The sequence below is a fragment of the Synechococcus sp. MIT S9220 genome, assembly GCF_014304815.1.
Taxonomy (GTDB): domain Bacteria; phylum Cyanobacteriota; class Cyanobacteriia; order PCC-6307; family Cyanobiaceae; genus Synechococcus_C.
This window is the reverse complement of sequence record NZ_CP047958.1, coordinates 1,861,370-1,877,349: the sequence shown is the minus strand read 5'-3', so window position 1 is coordinate 1,877,349 and position 15,980 is coordinate 1,861,370. Positions and strand designations below refer to the sequence as shown.

At 58.6% G+C, this 15,980-nt stretch carries 14 protein-coding genes; 9 read left to right on the top strand and 5 right to left on the bottom strand.

Annotated elements, in window-relative coordinates; all coding sequences use genetic code 11:
* Positions 1 to 17 precede the first annotated feature (17 nt).
* The gene (kaiC, locus tag SynMITS9220_RS10470; protein WP_115125550.1) at positions 18 to 1,556 is read left to right on the top strand and encodes a circadian clock protein KaiC; all 1,539 of its coding nucleotides are present in this window, start codon (positions 18 to 20) and stop codon (positions 1,554 to 1,556) included.
* Here the strand turns inward: kaiC and SynMITS9220_RS10465 are convergent, their stop codons facing one another.
* A complete protein-coding gene (locus SynMITS9220_RS10465; protein ID WP_115125549.1) occupies positions 1,557 to 3,650 on the bottom strand; it encodes an ATP-binding protein in 2,094 nt (697 codons plus the stop codon). It abuts the gene before it with no gap.
* Between the two features lie 24 nt (positions 3,651 to 3,674).
* The gene (purD, locus tag SynMITS9220_RS10460; protein WP_186989135.1) at positions 3,675 to 4,991 is read right to left on the bottom strand and encodes a phosphoribosylamine--glycine ligase; all 1,317 of its coding nucleotides are present in this window, start codon (positions 4,989 to 4,991) and stop codon (positions 3,675 to 3,677) included.
* Positions 4,992 to 5,092: 101 nt separating this feature from the next.
* On the opposite strand from purD, the gene SynMITS9220_RS10455 reads away from it, so the two are divergent.
* The 8 genes from SynMITS9220_RS10455 to msrA are packed head-to-tail and all read left to right on the top strand — an operon-like array spanning position 5,093 to position 13,178.
* The gene (locus tag SynMITS9220_RS10455; RefSeq protein WP_186989133.1) at positions 5,093 to 6,088 is read left to right on the top strand and encodes a hypothetical protein; all 996 of its coding nucleotides are present in this window, start codon (positions 5,093 to 5,095) and stop codon (positions 6,086 to 6,088) included.
* Positions 6,085 to 6,837: a phosphoribosylaminoimidazolesuccinocarboxamide synthase gene (gene purC, locus SynMITS9220_RS10450; protein WP_186989131.1), complete on the top strand. Its 753-nt coding sequence runs from the start codon at positions 6,085 to 6,087 to the stop codon at positions 6,835 to 6,837. Before SynMITS9220_RS10455 ends, purC begins: the two co-directional genes overlap by 4 nt.
* Positions 6,838 to 6,882: 45 nt before the next feature.
* Entirely contained in the window at positions 6,883 to 9,186 is a 2,304-nt protein-coding gene (locus SynMITS9220_RS10445; protein WP_186989129.1) for a BamA/TamA family outer membrane protein, read from the top strand.
* Positions 9,186 to 10,040, top strand: coding sequence for a UDP-3-O-acyl-N-acetylglucosamine deacetylase (gene lpxC / locus SynMITS9220_RS10440; RefSeq protein ID WP_186989127.1), 855 nt, complete (start codon positions 9,186 to 9,188; stop codon positions 10,038 to 10,040). The genes SynMITS9220_RS10445 and lpxC overlap by 1 nt, the downstream gene beginning before the upstream one ends.
* A gap of 42 nt (positions 10,041 to 10,082) precedes the next feature.
* On the top strand, positions 10,083 to 10,511 hold the full coding sequence (gene fabZ / locus SynMITS9220_RS10435) for a 3-hydroxyacyl-ACP dehydratase FabZ (RefSeq protein WP_067096030.1): 429 nt from the start codon (positions 10,083 to 10,085) through the stop codon (positions 10,509 to 10,511).
* 5 nt (positions 10,512 to 10,516) lie between these two features.
* Complete coding sequence (gene lpxA / locus SynMITS9220_RS10430; RefSeq protein WP_115125635.1) at positions 10,517 to 11,368, top strand: acyl-ACP--UDP-N-acetylglucosamine O-acyltransferase; 852 nt, start codon at positions 10,517 to 10,519, stop codon at positions 11,366 to 11,368.
* On the top strand, positions 11,368 to 12,546 hold the full coding sequence (gene lpxB, locus SynMITS9220_RS10425; RefSeq protein WP_186989125.1) for a lipid-A-disaccharide synthase: 1,179 nt from the start codon (positions 11,368 to 11,370) through the stop codon (positions 12,544 to 12,546). Before lpxA ends, lpxB begins: the two co-directional genes overlap by 1 nt.
* 29 nt (positions 12,547 to 12,575) lie before the next feature.
* Complete coding sequence (msrA, locus tag SynMITS9220_RS10420; RefSeq protein ID WP_186992114.1) at positions 12,576 to 13,178, top strand: peptide-methionine (S)-S-oxide reductase MsrA; 603 nt, start codon at positions 12,576 to 12,578, stop codon at positions 13,176 to 13,178.
* A 393-nt stretch (positions 13,179 to 13,571) separates the two neighbouring features.
* On the opposite strand, the gene SynMITS9220_RS10415 is transcribed toward msrA, so the two are convergent.
* From SynMITS9220_RS10415 to SynMITS9220_RS10405, 3 genes are read right to left on the bottom strand one after another with little or no spacing between them, the layout of a single operon-like run.
* A complete protein-coding gene (locus tag SynMITS9220_RS10415; RefSeq protein ID WP_067095947.1) occupies positions 13,572 to 13,826 on the bottom strand; it encodes a hypothetical protein in 255 nt (84 codons plus the stop codon).
* A gap of 26 nt (positions 13,827 to 13,852) precedes the next feature.
* Positions 13,853 to 15,343, bottom strand: a complete 1,491-nt coding sequence (locus SynMITS9220_RS10410) for a leucyl aminopeptidase (RefSeq protein ID WP_186989123.1) — start codon at positions 15,341 to 15,343, stop codon at positions 13,853 to 13,855.
* A gap of 49 nt (positions 15,344 to 15,392) precedes the next feature.
* The gene (locus SynMITS9220_RS10405; RefSeq protein ID WP_186989121.1) at positions 15,393 to 15,980 is read right to left on the bottom strand and encodes a GIY-YIG nuclease family protein; all 588 of its coding nucleotides are present in this window, start codon (positions 15,978 to 15,980) and stop codon (positions 15,393 to 15,395) included.

Sequence of the window (15,980 nt, the reverse complement as noted above, 5' to 3'; positions counted from 1 at the left end):
GCCATAAGAGCGTCGTTATGCAGATCTCCAGCTCCAGTGGTTCTCCACAGATGCAGGTTCAGAAGCTTCCGACAGGGATCGAAGGTTTTGATGATGTGTGTCATGGCGGCCTTCCTATCGGTCGCAGCACGCTGATCAGCGGTACCTCCGGTACTGGCAAAACGGTTTTCTCTCTTCATTTTCTGCACAACGGCGTCGCCCACTTCGACGAACCAGGGATCTTTGTCACCTTCGAAGAGTCGCCGCTCGATATCCTCCGCAATGCCGCCAGCTTCGGTTGGAATCTGCAGGAGATGGTTGAACAGGACAAGCTGTTCATCCTTGATGCTTCTCCCGATCCCGATGGTCAGGATGTGGCCGGAAGTTTCGACCTGTCTGGTCTGATCGAGCGGATCAACTACGCCATTCGCAAATACAAGGCGAAACGGGTGGCGATCGATTCGATCACCGCGGTGTTTCAGCAATACGACGCAGTGTTCGTTGTCCGTCGCGAGATCTTCCGTTTGATTGCTCGTCTCAAGGAAATCGGGGTCACCACCGTGATGACCACAGAGCGCATCGACGAATATGGGCCGATTGCTCGCTATGGGGTTGAAGAGTTCGTCTCTGACAACGTGGTGATTCTGCGCAATGTGCTCGAAGGAGAACGCCGGCGGCGCACCGTGGAGATTCTCAAGCTGCGCGGCACCACGCACATGAAGGGAGAGTTCCCATTCACGATGGGTGCGCATGGGATCAGCATCTTTCCGCTTGGTGCCATGCAACTCACCCAGCGCTCCTCCAATGTGCGGATCAGTTCGGGCGTTCCCCGTCTCGATGAGATGTGCGGCGGGGGATTCTTCAAAGACTCGATCATTCTCGCCACCGGAGCCACGGGTACTGGAAAGACCCTGCTGGTCTCGAATTTCATCGAGGATGCTTGCCGCAATAAAGAACGCGCCATCTTGTTCGCTTATGAGGAGTCGCGTGCTCAGCTGCTCCGTAACGGCACCAGCTGGGGCATCGATTTCGAACAGATGGAGCAGGACGGTCTGCTCAAGATCATCTGCGCTTATCCGGAATCGACGGGCCTCGAGGATCACCTGCAGATCATCAAGACGGAGATCAGTCAGTTCAAGCCTTCACGGATGGCGATTGACTCCTTGTCTGCTCTCGCTCGCGGCGTCAGCCATAACGCCTTCCGTCAATTCGTCATCGGCGTGACCGGATACGCGAAACAGGAAGAAATCGCTGGCTTCTTCACGAACACCTCCGAGGAGTTCATGGGCAGCCATTCGATTACTGACTCGCACATCTCCACCATTACCGACACGATTTTGCTGTTGCAGTACGTGGAGATCCGTGGAGAAATGGCCCGCGCAGTCAACGTGTTCAAGATGCGTGGTTCCTGGCATGACAAGGGCATCCGTGAATTCGTGATCACCGGCAACGGTCCGCAGATCAAGGATTCCTTCTCCAACTTTGAACGGATCATTTCTGGGGTGCCGAATCGGGTCAGCAGTGATGAGCGCAGTGAACTCGCGCGCATTGCACGCGGCGTCGCTCCCGACGCCTGATCAGCTTTCTGTGTTCTGCGTCAAAGCCAGGCGTTCGTCGTCACTTTGGCGTTCAGCTTTCCACCTCAACTCCTCAGGGTCTTCCTGAGCTAGCGGCAGCTCAAACCAAAATGTGGTGCCAACGTCAGGCTCACTGGCCATTGAGATCATGCTGCCGTGTTTTTCGAGGATGCCTCGAACGATCGACAGTCCAAGGCCAGTGCCCACCTCGGTGTGAACAGCATTCTCAACCCGGTAAAAGCGCTCAAAGATGCGTTGCTGGCTTTCTTCACTGATGCCATAGCCGGTGTCACAGACTTCAACCCGGATCTTCGGCAATGGTGAACTCAGGGTGCAGGTGGGCCCATCGTTGCTGTGGATCTCTGCTTCCGAAGGTGTCATCTGACAGCTGTCTGGCCAGGTGTAAGCCCTGACCGTTAATCGTCCGCCGCTGCGACTGAACTTCAGAGCATTGCCGATCAGATTGTCGAGCACCTGCAGGATCAGGTCCCAGTTACCCAGAACATCGGGGAGGTCGCGGTCAGCTTCCAGGCTCAGCTCAACCTGCTTGTCGCTCGCGTTGAGTTGATAGCTGCGCAGGGCTTGCTCCAGGCCAGGACGGAGATCGACTGGAGAAAACTGCACAACGCGATTGGATTCCAGCCTGGACAGATCGAGAACGTCGTTCACGAGTCGGGTGAGGCGATCTGTCTCCGAATTGGCAACGCCCAGAAATTCTTTTCGATCCTCTTCGCTGAGCTGGTCTCCCATGTCGTGGAGAGTCTCCACGTAACTCTTGATGTTGAACAACGGTGTGCGTAGTTCGTGGGAGACGTTGCTGATGAAACGGCTCTGAGCGGCATTCAGCTCAACTTCCCGTGTGAGGTCCTGGATGGTGACGGCGATGCCCTTGAGGGTGTCGCCGCTGGGTTCGCGCACCGCCTGGATCACGAAACGCAGGGTCCTCGGTGGATCGCCAACACTGCTGCGCAGCTCGTTGGTGTCTGTTTGCTTGGAGAACACGGCATCGAGCGGATCATGCAATTCAACGGACAGCAGTTCCGGCAGCTCATTGAGAAAGTCTTGGCCTTCGAGATTGCGACCTTCCCAGCGGAACAAGCGTCGCGCCGTCGGGTTGACGAGCACGATGCGACCATCACCGTCGAGCAGCACCGCGCCGTCGGCCATGGTGGCGATCAGCGACGCCTGTTTGACCTGAGCTGCCTGTAGTTCTTCGATGTTCGCGGCGTCATAGTCCTGCAGCTGTGAGGCCATGGCGTTGAAGCCATCCAACAGTTCTCCCAATTCGCCACCCATCGGTAGGCCGATGCGAGCGCGGAAGTCACCATCACCAATTGATCGGACGCCTCTCAATAGCTCCTTGACCGGACGCGTGATGGTCAGCGCGTTAAAAACAGCGCCCAGAATCACCAGAACCCAGATTGAGATGAACACAGCCACCGTGACCTCACGGGTGAGGGCGGCACTGGCGAGAGCTGTCTCATTAGGGTTGACGCCAAGAGCCAGCACGCCGAGGTAGTTGTTGTTCTCCACCAGCGGCACGAACACATCCGTGACTTGCCCCTGGGGCGTCATGTGCTGGCGGACCAACGGATTCTGAGTTCGGTTGCGCAGTTCATCAGGCAGTTCCAGACGCCGGCTCAGGCGCAGATCTGCATTGCTGGCATCATCACTGCCGCTGACGGGAATACCCAGATAGACAATGCCGTCAGGGTCGGCGAAAAAGATGTAGCGGAGGCTTCTGCTCGAGCGCCAGAAGGTTTCCGTGACATTGGCGAGTTCGCGATCACGACCTTCAGCCACCAGCTCGCTGACATTGCCCGCCAGCAGCAGGCCTAGATCCCTCGCATAACGGGTGTCGTTCATCGCCGTGTCGCGCTGAATTCCATTCAGCGCGAAGAAGGTGATGCCCGTCATCATCAGGCTCACCACCAGGGTGGCCACAGCTAGCAGTTTGGTCTGAAGGCTGAATTCGGCCCACCAGGAGCGGGCCTGCGGCCAAAACCCCCTCGTGGTTGTTTGCTCAGCTCCGGCGATTGGAGTTGCCCATTCCGCAGGGGCCTCGTTCTGAGCCGTGGCTGGATCGCTGGCCATTCCGCCGAATCACATCGACTTAGCCTAGGGCCGGCGCACCTGGTGACCGATGTCGCGACGGAACTGCATCCCGTTGAACCGCACCAATGCGAGTCCTGCGTAGGCGCTGGCGAAGGCTTGATCAAAGTCCGCCGCCTGGGCGACCTGCGTTAGTACCCGTCCTCCGGAAGTCATCACCTGGCCATCGTCCTGACGACGTGTACCGGCATGAAACAGTTGTCGCTGTTGGTTTGGATCAGGCTGCAGCTGAATCAGATCTCCCTTGCGTGGAGTCTCGGGATAGCCCTCAGCGGCTGCGACAACACAAGCGCTGCATGTTTTGGCAACTGACAGTTCGGGTGCCTGATCCAGGCAGCCGCAGGCGCAGGCCTGCAGAACCTTCGCGAGTTCAGGACCCATCAGGGGCATCAGGGTCTGGCATTCAGGATCACCGAAGCGACAGTTGAATTCGATCACCTGGGGCCCCTGCTGGGTCAGCATCAGGCCGGCATAGATCACTCCCCTGTACTGGATTCCCCGTTCTCTCAGGGCCTGCAGAGTGGGTTCGAGCACAAGCTGCTGCACCTGATCGAGCCCGGCCTGATCAAGCAATGGAGCGGGTGCGTAGGCGCCCATGCCTCCAGTGTTCGGTCCCCGATCGCCCTCGAGCAGACGCTTGTGGTCTTGAGCCGGCGGTAACAGCACCATGCGATCGCCATCGCACAAAGCGAAAACGGACACCTCAGGACCTTGAAGGCGTTCTTCCAGAACCAGCCGCTCGCCTGCGGAGCCGAAGCGTCCAGCAAAGGCCTCACGGATCGCTGCGGCAGTTTCTTCGAGGGTTTCGGCGACAGTCACTCCCTTGCCGGCTGCCAAGCCATCGGCTTTCACCACCAGGGGTCGTTGCAGCTCTTCCAGCAGCTCCAGCCCTTCACTGGCGCTCGCGACAGTCCAGTGCCCCGCGGTGGGAATTTTGGCTTCGTGCATCAAAGCCTTCGCCCAGGCCTTACTCGCTTCCAGTTGGGCTCCTTCGGCGCTGGGGCCAAACACCGCGAGTCCTGCCTCTCGCAAACGATCGGCCACCCCGGCGGCCAGGGGTGCTTCCGGTCCGATCACTACTAGATCGATCGCCTGCTCCCTGCAGGCTTTGATCAGGCCCGCGGCATCCTGTTCCCCAACCGCTAGCGATTTGCAGTCGTCGAGGTCTTCGGTTCCTCCATTTCCAGGAGTCACCCACACAGCCTCAACTCCTGGGCAGCGGCGCAAGGCCCAGGCCAAAGCCTGTTCACGGCCACCACCACCCACCACCAGCAGATGACGGAGCGGAGGCAGGGTCTGAGGACGGGAGCTGGAATGGGCCATGGAGGCAAGCGTTTCGGGCTAAGGCCCTTAGGTTTGAACGTCGCTCCGCTGTTGTTGATGGCGGAGAGATCGTTCCATCTTTGTTGAACGCCTTCCGGCCCATGGGTTTGCTCCCTCTGCCTCTTTCACTTCTCTTGGCGGCGGTGCCAGGCTCTGCAGGGCCTGGCTCCTCGGTGTCGCTCCAATCCGCAGCACCAATGCCCCAGGAGGCCTTTGAGATTGTGCTGATCGAAGGAGGTCTTGCTGATCTGAAACTGGCCTGCGAGCAGTCGGCCAGCTTTGGAGCCAATGAACGTCTCCAGTTGCTGCGTGATCGACTGATGCTGGTTGCGCCAGCCCCGCAGACGTTTGATGTGGTGATGGCCAATGCCAGGGCTCTGATGTCCTGCAAGGCGCCGGATAGCGCACAGGTGGTCCTCAGTCGCTACGGACCCGGTCCAGGCCCTCGCCGTCGGGAGTGGTTGCTGTTGTCCTGGCAGGCTGCCAGTGCGGCATTGGACCAGGAGCGCATTGTCCTGGCGCTGTTGCGTTTGGCGGAAGGAGATCTCACCAGGCTCGATGCGGAGCAGCTTGTGGTGGGTCTGGATGGGCAAGGAATGCCCACCACTCGATCAGCTCTTGATCTTTTGGCCGAAGCGCAGATCGCCTCCGGGCAGCCCGATCAGGCTGTGATCACCTTGCTTGCCGGGCGGACGACAGGGGTCATTGCGGCACGTCGTCTGGGTCTCGCGGCTGAACTGCTGGGTGTGATGGAGTCCGAACGCAGCGCATCGTTGATCGAAGCGGCTCTCGATCAGGCGGCGGCTGAACAGGCCTGGAACCAGGCGGAGGACTTGCTGCGGTTGCAGCTGCGGCTTGAGCTTGCCAGTGGCGGCAGCGGTGATCGTCCCCGGGAACGTCTGCGGCGGCTGGCAACCAGGGTGGATGATCGCTTCACTCTGTTGGATCTTGATCAGGATCTGCCAGGAGTGTCTCTTGAGAACCACCAGCAGCTTCAGCAGGAACTGCGTTCTCCACGGGCACCGGGTGGCCACGCCGCGCTGGGAGAATCACCATCACCTGAAGCCGGCGCGACCGGCGTCAACGAGCAGCCATGACCATTCCCCACGGCGACCTTCTCTACGAGGGCAAAGCCAAGCGCATTTATGCCGGTTCAGACGACCAGCAAGTTCTGGTGGAGTTCAAAAATGATGCCACTGCTTTCAATGCTCAGAAAAAGGCTCAGCTGGCAGACAAGGGGCGTCTCAACTGCAGGATTTCAGCCTGTTTGTTCGAAGTGCTGGAGCGGGCGGGAATTCCCACCCATTACTGCGGAATCGCTGAGGAGACTTGGATGGTTGTCCAGCGCGTCGAGGTGATTCCAGTTGAGGTGGTGCTGCGCAACATCGCGACTGGCTCGCTTTGTCGCGAGACGCCGATTGTCCAGGGCACAGTCCTTGAGCCGGCTTTGCTCGATCTGTATTACAAAGATGATGGTCTTGGTGATCCGTTGCTGACGGATGCTCGCCTGGCATTGCTGGGACTGGTCTCTAGCGAGCTGCGGGAGCGGATCGAGGTTCTCGCCAGAAAAGTCAATGTGGTGCTGATTCCTTTCTTCAAGGAAATCGGCTTGAATCTGGTGGATTTCAAGCTTGAGCTTGGGCTGAATGCTGCCGGTGAGCTGCTTGTGGCTGATGAGATCAGCCCTGACACCTGTCGGCTCTGGGACCTGTCGTGTACGGATGCGGAGGAGCGCATCCTCGACAAGGACCGATTCCGTAAGGACCTAGGTGGAGTGATCGAGGCCTACGGGGAGGTCTGCAAACGGGTACAAGGGGCCTGCCCGACCCCCCGCAACTGCAGTTAAGTTCAGCGACGTTTGTGGCCGGATCGGCCGACTTCCGTCTCCCCAATGGTCGCTTTCTCCTCCATCCGAACCAAGAACGCCGTTCGGCGAGGTGCAGTGGGGTTTGCCCTCGCTCTGCCCTTGATTAGTGGCCTGCCGGCTCAAGCCCAGGCTGAGCCTGAGGGAACAGAGATTGAGACTGCGCAGGTTGAAGACATTCAGGTGGATGGAGAGGCGGAAGCGGTTGATTCAGATGGTGTAGAGACAGAGATAACGGAAGAGCAGATCGAGGTCGAACAGATCGAGGTCACCCCTGCCCCTGCTGCAACTCCCGTCGCCGAGCCCATTGACGAAGGGCCTGAACAGCCCAGGGTGCTGATCACCGAGGTGATCATTGAGGGCATCGATGGACATCCAGAGCAAGAACGTCTCGAACTTGCTGCTTACGACGCCATGCGTGTACGCCCCGGTAGCCGGGTGACGAGGGAGGAGTTGAAGCTTGATCTTGATGCCATTTACGCCACCGGATGGTTCTCAGACGTGCGCATTGAGCCGGTCAACGGCCCCTTGGGTGTTCAGCTTGCGGTTCAGGTGGTGCCCAACCCTGTGATGACTCAGGTTGTTCTCGAGCCTGAAGACAACAAGATTGAGCCTCAGGTAATCGAGGACACCTTCAGTTCTGATTACGGACGCACTCTCAACCTGAATGAGTTGCAGCTGCGTATTAAGGAACTGCAAAAGTGGTATGCCGATCAGGGTTATTCACTCGCCCGTGTGAGTGGGCCCACCAGGGTGAGTCCTGATGGAGTCGTGCAGCTGAAAGTGCTGATCGGCAGCGTGGCGGGTATCGAGGTGAAATTCATCAATAAGGAAGGGGAAGACACCAACGAGAAAGGAGAGCCGATCAACGGCAAGACCAAGCCTTGGGTTGTGAGTAGGGAGATCTCCATCAAGCCAGGCGAACCCTTCAATCGCAATCAGCTCGAGAGCGACATCCGGCGTTTGTACGGCACCTCGCTGTTCAGTGATGTGAAGGTGACCTTGAGACCTGTGACTGGTGAGCCAGGTTTCGTCACCATCGTTCTCGGCATCGTCGAGCAGTCCACTGGTTCGCTTTCAGGTGGTCTTGGCTACAGCCAAAGTCAGGGCGTCTTTGGTCAGGTTCAGCTTTCCGATAGCAATCTGTTTGGGCGTGCCTGGGACCTGGCACTCAATGTCACTTACGGACAGTTCGGCGGGCTGGCTAACCTCACCTTCTCCGATCCCTGGATCAAAGGAGACAGTCACCGCACCTCTTTCCGGACTTCCGTGTTCCTGAGCCGGGAAGTTCCTCAGGTCTTCCAGAGCCAGAACAATGGAGATATTGTCAGTCTTCGCGATTATCAGAACAGCAATTCTGAATATTCCTATTCAATTGACTCCACTAACAATCCGGCTAACAGTAAATTTGATAATGTTGCTGAAGCCAGTGAGCAATTTGGCAGCACCAGCTGGTTTGACTACGAGGGTGATTCAATCGCGTTAGAACGTCTTGGCGGCAACGTGATTTTTTCCCGTCCGCTCAATGGTGGAGATCCTTTTAAGAAGGTCCCCTGGCAGGTTCTGGCTGGGCTAAATCTTCAGGCTGTTCGTCCGATTAATTATGCAGGTGATACTAGACCCTATGGAATACCCAGCGATAAGATTAAAAATGATCGAATAGACAATAACGAAGTCATTTGTACCTCGTTTAATTGTGCCGATCGAAATACTCTTGCGAGTGTTCGACTTGCAACCACTTACAACACATTGAACGACGGTCGCAATCCGACCTCAGGTAACTTCTTCAGTTTTGGCACTGAGCAATACGTTTCGATTGGAGAGAACTCGCCAACCTTTAACCGCGTTCGCACCAGCTACACCCATTTCATTCCTGTGAAATGGCTGAAGTTCGCCAAAGGCTGTCGTCCCAAGGAGGGTGAACCAGAAAACTGCCCTCAGGCACTGGCTTTCCAAATTAAGGCTGGCACCGTAATTGGTGATTTGCCTCCCTATGAAGCCTTCTGCATGGGTGGATCCAATTCAGTTCGTGGCTGGTTCGATTGTGATTTGGCCGTCGGTCGCAGTTTCGGAGAAGCAACCATCGAATACCGATTCCCCATCTTCAGTATTTTCGCCGGCGAAGTGTTTATCGATGCAGGTACCGATTTCGGATCTCAAGCCAATGTTCCCGGCAAACCTGGCGAGCTGCTCGACAAACCTGGATCGGGTGTTTCTCCAGGTGTTGGTGTGATCGTCACCACGCCCGTTGGGCCACTGCGTCTGGAGGTTGCCAGTCAAAACTTCACTGGTGAGTACCGCTTCAATCTGGGCGTCGGCTGGAAATTCTGATGGGCTTTTTGCCTCATGATTACGACGGAGCCTGGACCCTGGCGGGACCAGCCCGCCGCAGCGGCATCGGCCTGCACAGCGGTGATCAGGTCTCCGTCACCCTTCAGCCTTCGTCTCAGCCGGGCGTCTGGGTGAGCTGGCCAGCAAACGGCGGTGAGCCGCTCAAGCTCGAGCCTTCGCAAGTGCGAGACAGTCCGCTCTGCACCACCCTTGAGCTGGGTGATCGCAAGCTCGCCACGGTGGAACATCTGCTCGCAGCCATCGCCGGCTGTGGTCTTACGCACGTGCATCTCGAAGTTGAAGGTAGCGAGATCCCCCTCTTGGACGGCTCCTCTCAGGGATGGGTGGAAGCCATCGCTGAGGCTGGTCTTGTTCCGGCATCAACGCCTGCTCCCGCTCGTCCGCAACTGCAGCAACCGATCGCTCTGCATCGAGGCAGCAGTGTGATCACCGCTACTCCAGCTGAGCAGTTCATGCTGGTGGGTGTGATTGATTTCCCCCAGCCGGCCATCGGTCGTCAGCAATGTGCCCTGGAGCTGACGCCAGAGAGCTTCGTGGCAGAGATCGCTCCGGCCCGCACCTTCGGCTTCCGTGAGCAGGTGGATCAACTGCGTGCAGCGGGGCTGATTCAAGGTGGAGCCCTCGATAATGCCCTGGTCTGTGATGGCGACCAATGGCTGAATCCACCTCTGCGCTATCCCGATGAACCGGTGCGCCATAAGCTTCTGGACCTGATCGGTGATCTGGCCCTTGTGGGTTTTCCGCGGGCGCAGGTGCTGGTCTACCGCGGCTCCCATGGTCTGCATACCGACCTGGCAGCGGTTTTGGCCGATCGATCCGATGCTCAGCGCTGAAACGATTTGACTTCCTCCTCCGCTACCGCCGCAGCTCAGCCTCTGCTCACCGCGGAGCAGATCATGGGTCTGCTCCCCCACCGCTATCCCTTCGCGCTTGTGGATCGCGTTCTGGAGCATGTGCCCGGTGAAAAAGCAGTGGCCATCAAGAACGTCACGCTCAATGAGCCTCAGTTCCAGGGCCATTTCCCGGGGCGCCCGTTAATGCCCGGGGTGTTGATCGTTGAGGCCATGGCACAGGTGGGTGGCCTGATCGTCACCCAGATGCCAGATCTGCCCAAAGGTCTGTTTGTGTTCGCTGGTATCGATGGCGTTCGCTTCCGCCGTCCGGTGATTCCAGGTGATCAGTTGCTGATCACTTGTGAGCTGCTGAGTCTCAAACGCAAGCGTTTTGGCAAGGTGAAGGCGGAGGCCACTGTGGATGGTCAGCTGGTCTGCTCAGGCGAGCTCATGTTCTCGCTGGTTGATTGAGCATGATGAGTGAACAGCGATCCCCCGCCGTGACTGCTGAGGACCGTCCTCCCCAGATTCATCCGCTTGCGGTGGTTGATTCTCGTGCTGAGCTCGCCGCCGGTGTTGTGATCGGTCCTGGTGCCGTCGTGGGTCCTGATGTTCGCATCGGCTCAAACACCTGGGTCGGGCCTCACGCGGTGCTTGATGGTCGACTTGTGATCGGTGACCACAACAAGATCTTCCCCGGTGCTTGCCTCGGGCTGGAGCCTCAGGATCTCAAGTACAAGGGAGCTCCGACAGAGGTGGTGATCGGACATCACAACACCATTCGTGAATGCGTCACGATCAACCGGGCGACGGACGAGGGTGAGCAGACCCGCATCGGCGACCACAACCTGTTGATGGCCTATTGCCATCTGGGACACAACTGCCTTCTGGGCAACGGCATCGTGATGTCCAACGGCATCCAAGTTGCCGGTCATGTTCTGATCGAGGACAAGGCTGTGATCGGTGGATGCTTGGGAATCCACCAGTTCGTGCAGATCGGCGGAATGGCCATGGTTGGAGGCATGACAAGAGTGGACAGGGATGTGCCTCCCTATTGCCTTGTTGAGGGTCATCCTGGAAGGGTGCGCGGCCTCAACCGCGTGGGTCTGCGCAGGCGCGGACTTGATCGCAAGGATCAGGGTCAGGAAATCAAGCAGCTTCAGGATGTTTGGGCACTGCTCTATCGCTCAGACCACGTCATCGCTGAGGGTCTGCGGCTGGCCCGTGAGCAGCCCCTGATGCCTCTTGCCGATCATCTCTGCTCCTTCCTCGAGGGATCGATCAGTCAGGGACGGCGTGGCCCCATGCCTGCTGTCGGTGGCCGCTGATGGTGCGTGTGCTGATCAGCACCGGTGAGGTGTCTGGTGATCTTCAGGGAAGCCTTCTGGTTCAGGCTCTTCATCGCCAAGCTCGCCTGAGGAGCCTCGATCTCGAGGTGCTGGCCTTGGGGGGACCACGGATGCATGCAGCCGGTGCGGAACTGCTTGCCGATACGGCTCCACTGGGTTCGATCGGTCTGCTGGAGCATCTTCCCCAGGTCGTGCCGACGTTGAAGCTGCAGTCGCGTGTCAATAAGCAGCTCAGTGCCAGGCCTCCCGATGCAGTGGTGCTGATTGACTACATGGGCGCCAATGTGCGTCTGGGCAAGCGTCTGCGCCGCAAATTGCCTGAGGTGCCGATCACCTACTACATCGCCCCACAGGAATGGGCTTGGCGTATGAATGACAACGGCACGAGCAGCCTTTTGTCTTTTACCGATCGCATCCTGGCGATCTTCCCCCAGGAAGCATCCTTCTATGCATCCCATGGTGCGCAGGTCACCTGGGTTGGTCATCCTCTGCTTGATCTTGCTGCAGGCAAGCCCGACCGTGCTGAGGCTTGTCGACAGCTCGGTCTTGATCCGAAAGGACGGCTGCTGTTGCTGATGCCCGCATCCAGGCCCCAGGAGCTGCGCTATTTGATGCCTGCGCTTGTTGAGGTGGCTGCACGTTTGCAGGCACGTGATCCCCAGTTGATGGTGATGGTTCCTGCAGGCCTCAGTCGGTTCGAGCGTGACCTGCAGGAAGGGCTTGAAGCCGCCGGTGTGCGTGGACGGGTTATTCCAGCTGCTGATGCGGATGCGCTGAAACCGGCCCTGTTCAGCGCGGCGGATCTCGCGCTTGGAAAGTCGGGAACAGTGAATATCGAGCTGGCTCTACAAGGGGTGCCCCAGGTGGTGGGGTACCGGGTGAGCCGGTTGACGGCCTGGGTGGCGCGCAATGTGTTGGGCTTCCATGTGGATCACATTTCGCCTGTGAACCTGCTCCTCAATGAGCGGCTGGTTCCCGAATTTGTGCAAGAAGACTTTGCTGCCGACCAGTTGCTTGCCCAAGCCATTCCGCTGTTGGAGAACCCTGAAGCGCGCCAAACGATGCTGAGTGGCTATGAACGGCTGCGCCAAACGCTGGGGGAGCCGGGAGTGACCGATCGCGCTGCTGCCGCCATTCTCGATCAGCTGTCTACTTGAACTCGTTTGTGATTCAGATCCTGTTGTCGATGGTTGTGGGAGCTCTGCTCCTGGTCTCACCTGCTTCAGTGCTTGCTGAGGAGCAGAGCGCCGTGCTGGCTGGGGGCTGTTTCTGGTGCATGGAGAGTGATCTGGAGAAACTTCCAGGAGTGATCTCGGTGGAAAGCGGCTACAGCGGCGGCAGTGTTTCCGAGCCGACTTACAACCAGGTGAGTGCTGAAACCACCGGGCATCAGGAGGTGGTGGAAGTGCTGTTTGACTCCGAAAAGATCAGTTATCCGAAGCTTCTCCAGTCGTATTGGCGCAATGTGGATCCCCTCGACGGTGCAGGTCAGTTCTGTGATCGCGGCGACTCCTACCGACCGGTGATTTTCACCGGTGATGATCAGCAGACCAGGGAGGCTCTTGCCAGTCAATCAGCAGCTGCCAAGGAGCTCGGTGTGTTTGAATCCGCTCTCAAGGTGGAGATCAAACCTCTTGAAAAGTTCTGGCCTGCTGAGGATTACCACCAGAATTTTGCCGAATTGAATTCAGTGAAGTACAAGTACTACCGCTGGGCTTGCGGACGAGATAAACGCCTCGATGAGGTCTGGGGTGAGCAAGCTCGCAGCGGAGATGCTTGGACGAAATGATCGTTGTCGACAGCGGGGCGCATCAACTTCTGATGGTTTGATTGCGGGAATCTGAGGAAATTCTGTAGCGATCGTTGCGCTCCGATTCAGTGACTTCTCAGTGAAGGTGCGGGTTTTACGCCATCGACGATACAGATTGGACTGCGTACCATTCTGCAGTGAGTTGTGAAAGGTCTGTATGTATCTGCTGACCATCAAAGACGGTCTCGTGACGCGTCATGTTGGTCCGTATCCATCCCCGAAACAGGCTTCCGACGATTTAGAGCGCGTCATGGCCAGTTGTTCGGAGAGGGCACGCTGGCAGATTCATGCGCTCGAAAATCCTCGTTCTCTGACGATGGTTGCTGCGTCCTGAGAGAGATCTGGCTCTGAAGACTCAGATCATTCGGCTTCTCAATCCTGCGTTTCTGGCCTTGTTTTTTGGCGCCCGGGATAACCACGCAGCAGTCCGGATTCGATCATCAGCCCTACGCCCGCGTTAATGGCGATCAGGCTGAGCGTGCCGTACCACCACCAGGGACCACCGTCGCTTCCTGCCAGCTGGAGTGTTCTGCGGCTGACGGCCTCCCCGAACAGGCATAGACCTGCCGGCAATAGCAAAACACCCAGCTGGGCGCGTACATACCAGCGAAGAGGGCTGGAGGCCATGCAGCTTGATCGGCTTAGAGGTGAATTTAGGCCTCGGCGGTTGAGGCCTGTTTCATGACCCAGTTCACCAGCGTGCGGACCCCGTAGCCCGTGGCGCCGGAGGGATTCATTCCGCGACCTTTGTCACTCCAGACCGTTCCGGCAATGTCGATGTGGGCCCAGGGAATGCCGGCATCCACGAACTCTTTGAGGAACAGAGCGGCGGTGATCGATCCACCGGGGCGAGGTCCGGTGTTCTTCATATCGGCCAGCAGCGATTTGAGGCCTTTGCGATAGGAGCTGTGCATCGGCATGCGCCAGAGTCCTTCTCCGGCATCGCTTGCAGCGGTTTCCAGATCACTCGAGAGCGCATCATCCGGGGTCCAGAGTCCGGCGATCTCATCACCGAGGGCGACCACGCAAGCACCGGTGAGCGTTGCCAGATCAACGATGGCGTCGGGCTTGAGCTTGGAGGCATACACCAGGGCGTCGGCGAGGGTGAGGCGTCCCTCCGCATCGGTGTTGTTGATCTCGATTGTGGTGCCGTTGGATGCCGTGACGATGTCGCCGGGGTGAACCGCGGAGCCGTTGATCATGTTTTCGCAGGCGGCCACCACCATGTGCACCTCCACTCCTGCAGGGCGCAGCTCAGCAATGCTGCGCATCGCTCCGAAGACCGACGCGCTTCCGCCCATGTCGAACTTCATCATGTCGATCTGGGCGGCACCGACCTTGAGGTTGTATCCGCCGGAATCGAAGGTGAGTCCCTTGCCCACCAGAACCAGTCGTTTCTTGGCGACTCCGCTGGGCCGATAAGTGATGTGGATGAATTTAGGAGCCATGTCCGAGCCCTGGCAGACCGACAGGTAAGAGCCCATGCCTCGCTCCTCGCAGTCGGATCGTTCCAGCACGGTGAGCTCAAGACCATGCTCATGGGCCAGAGCTGCCGCGGTGCGGGCCAGTTCCTCCGGGGTCACGCTGTTGGGTGGTGCCGCCACCAGTTCCCTGGCGAGCTCCACGCCGGCGCAGATCGGATGAACTGTGTCCAGCGTCTGCGTCAGGCCCGCTGGCCATTGGCCCAGCAGCTCCACCTGTTCCGGCCGTGGGCTGGGTTCGGGCTTGCTGCGAAAGCGCAAGTCGCTGTAGAGCGCCAGGCGCACAGCTTCAGCAGCGGCAGTGGCATCAGCGATGAGGTCTACGGATCCCCACGGCAGCAACAGCCCAAGGGAGCCTCCCTGCCCCTGTGCTGCGCGGGCGGCGGCCGCTGCGGCCATGCGCAGGCTGTCGCGTTCGATGGATCCGGCCTCTCCCAGCCCCAGCAGCACCAGGGTGGTGCAGTCACCGCGCAGCAATTGAAGGCTGGCTAAGTCACCGCTCTTGCCTGTGAAGGGCTTCTGCTTCAGCCACTGCTTCAGCTGAATGTTGAAGCGCTGTTCCATCGCCTCCACCAGGCCTTGGGGATCGTCCTGGGGTATGCCGAGCGCCAGAACCGAACCACTCCAGGCCTCAGGGGTGGCCGGAGAGAGGGAGATTTTCATGGAGAGCTGATGCCTGAGCCGTTGCCTGAACCGATGCTAGGAGCTGTGCTCAGTCGGCTTGAAACGGCGTGGCCCAGCGATCGCGCGTTTCCTTGTTGAACGGCGGCTGCCAGCGATGGATCAGGGTCTGTTCCAACTGCCGCCGCGCCTTGGTGGCTCTGGGCACGTCGCCCCAGAAACGAATGCTGGTTCTGCAGCTCAGACCGCAGTGCACGCAGGCTTCCTGATAAGCCGCGAGGTAAGCCTTGCAATCGTGCTCCCCCTTCCAACGCCGATCGGCCGCCATGGTTTCTCCGATGTAAAGCAGGATCGGGTGTTTCAGGCCGGCGGGTCGATCCATGACCCAGTACAACGCCGCCCCTTGATGGGGGCTTTGCGGCCAGCGCCAGAAACTCAGCGGCAGTGGTTTGAGCGACAAAGGCTGAACCCCGGCCGCTTCAGCCTCTTCACTACCGAACAGGCTGCTTTGCTCTTGTCTGGGGCTGTTGGATTCAAAGAGAGGGCTCTGGAAGCTGTGGATGCGTTCCTGCCAGCTTTGTAGCTGCTGCTCATTCAGTGCCCATTCAGCAGGTTCGTTCTCATGAGAAGCAGGGGCGGGCTGCTCGAAAAGATTGCCCTGGCGAGGAGGGGAAGGCAT

What these genes read in the sequence shown, in the direction of transcription:
- SynMITS9220_RS10410 (WP_186989123.1), bottom strand. Translation starts at nt 15,343, where the DNA reads ATGAAAATCTCCCTCTCTCCGGCCACCCCTGAGGCCTGGAGTGGTTCG.
- lpxA (WP_115125635.1), top strand. Translation starts at nt 10,517, where the DNA reads ATGAGTGAACAGCGATCCCCCGCCGTGACTGCTGAGGACCGTCCTCCC.
- SynMITS9220_RS10465 (WP_115125549.1), bottom strand. Translation starts at nt 3,650, where the DNA reads ATGGCCAGCGATCCAGCCACGGCTCAGAACGAGGCCCCTGCGGAATGG.
- msrA (WP_186992114.1), top strand. Translation starts at nt 12,576, where the DNA reads ATGGTTGTGGGAGCTCTGCTCCTGGTCTCACCTGCTTCAGTGCTTGCT.
- kaiC (WP_115125550.1), top strand. Translation starts at nt 18, where the DNA reads ATGCAGATCTCCAGCTCCAGTGGTTCTCCACAGATGCAGGTTCAGAAG.
- lpxB (WP_186989125.1), top strand. Translation starts at nt 11,368, where the DNA reads ATGGTGCGTGTGCTGATCAGCACCGGTGAGGTGTCTGGTGATCTTCAG.
- SynMITS9220_RS10445 (WP_186989129.1), top strand. Translation starts at nt 6,883, where the DNA reads ATGGTCGCTTTCTCCTCCATCCGAACCAAGAACGCCGTTCGGCGAGGT.
- lpxC (WP_186989127.1), top strand. Translation starts at nt 9,186, where the DNA reads ATGGGCTTTTTGCCTCATGATTACGACGGAGCCTGGACCCTGGCGGGA.
- purC (WP_186989131.1), top strand. Translation starts at nt 6,085, where the DNA reads ATGACCATTCCCCACGGCGACCTTCTCTACGAGGGCAAAGCCAAGCGC.
- SynMITS9220_RS10455 (WP_186989133.1), top strand. Translation starts at nt 5,093, where the DNA reads ATGGGTTTGCTCCCTCTGCCTCTTTCACTTCTCTTGGCGGCGGTGCCA.
- SynMITS9220_RS10415 (WP_067095947.1), bottom strand. Translation starts at nt 13,826, where the DNA reads ATGGCCTCCAGCCCTCTTCGCTGGTATGTACGCGCCCAGCTGGGTGTT.
- purD (WP_186989135.1), bottom strand. Translation starts at nt 4,991, where the DNA reads ATGGCCCATTCCAGCTCCCGTCCTCAGACCCTGCCTCCGCTCCGTCAT.
- SynMITS9220_RS10405 (WP_186989121.1), bottom strand. Translation starts at nt 15,980, where the DNA reads ATGCCTTCCCCTCCTCGCCAGGGCAATCTTTTCGAGCAGCCCGCCCCT.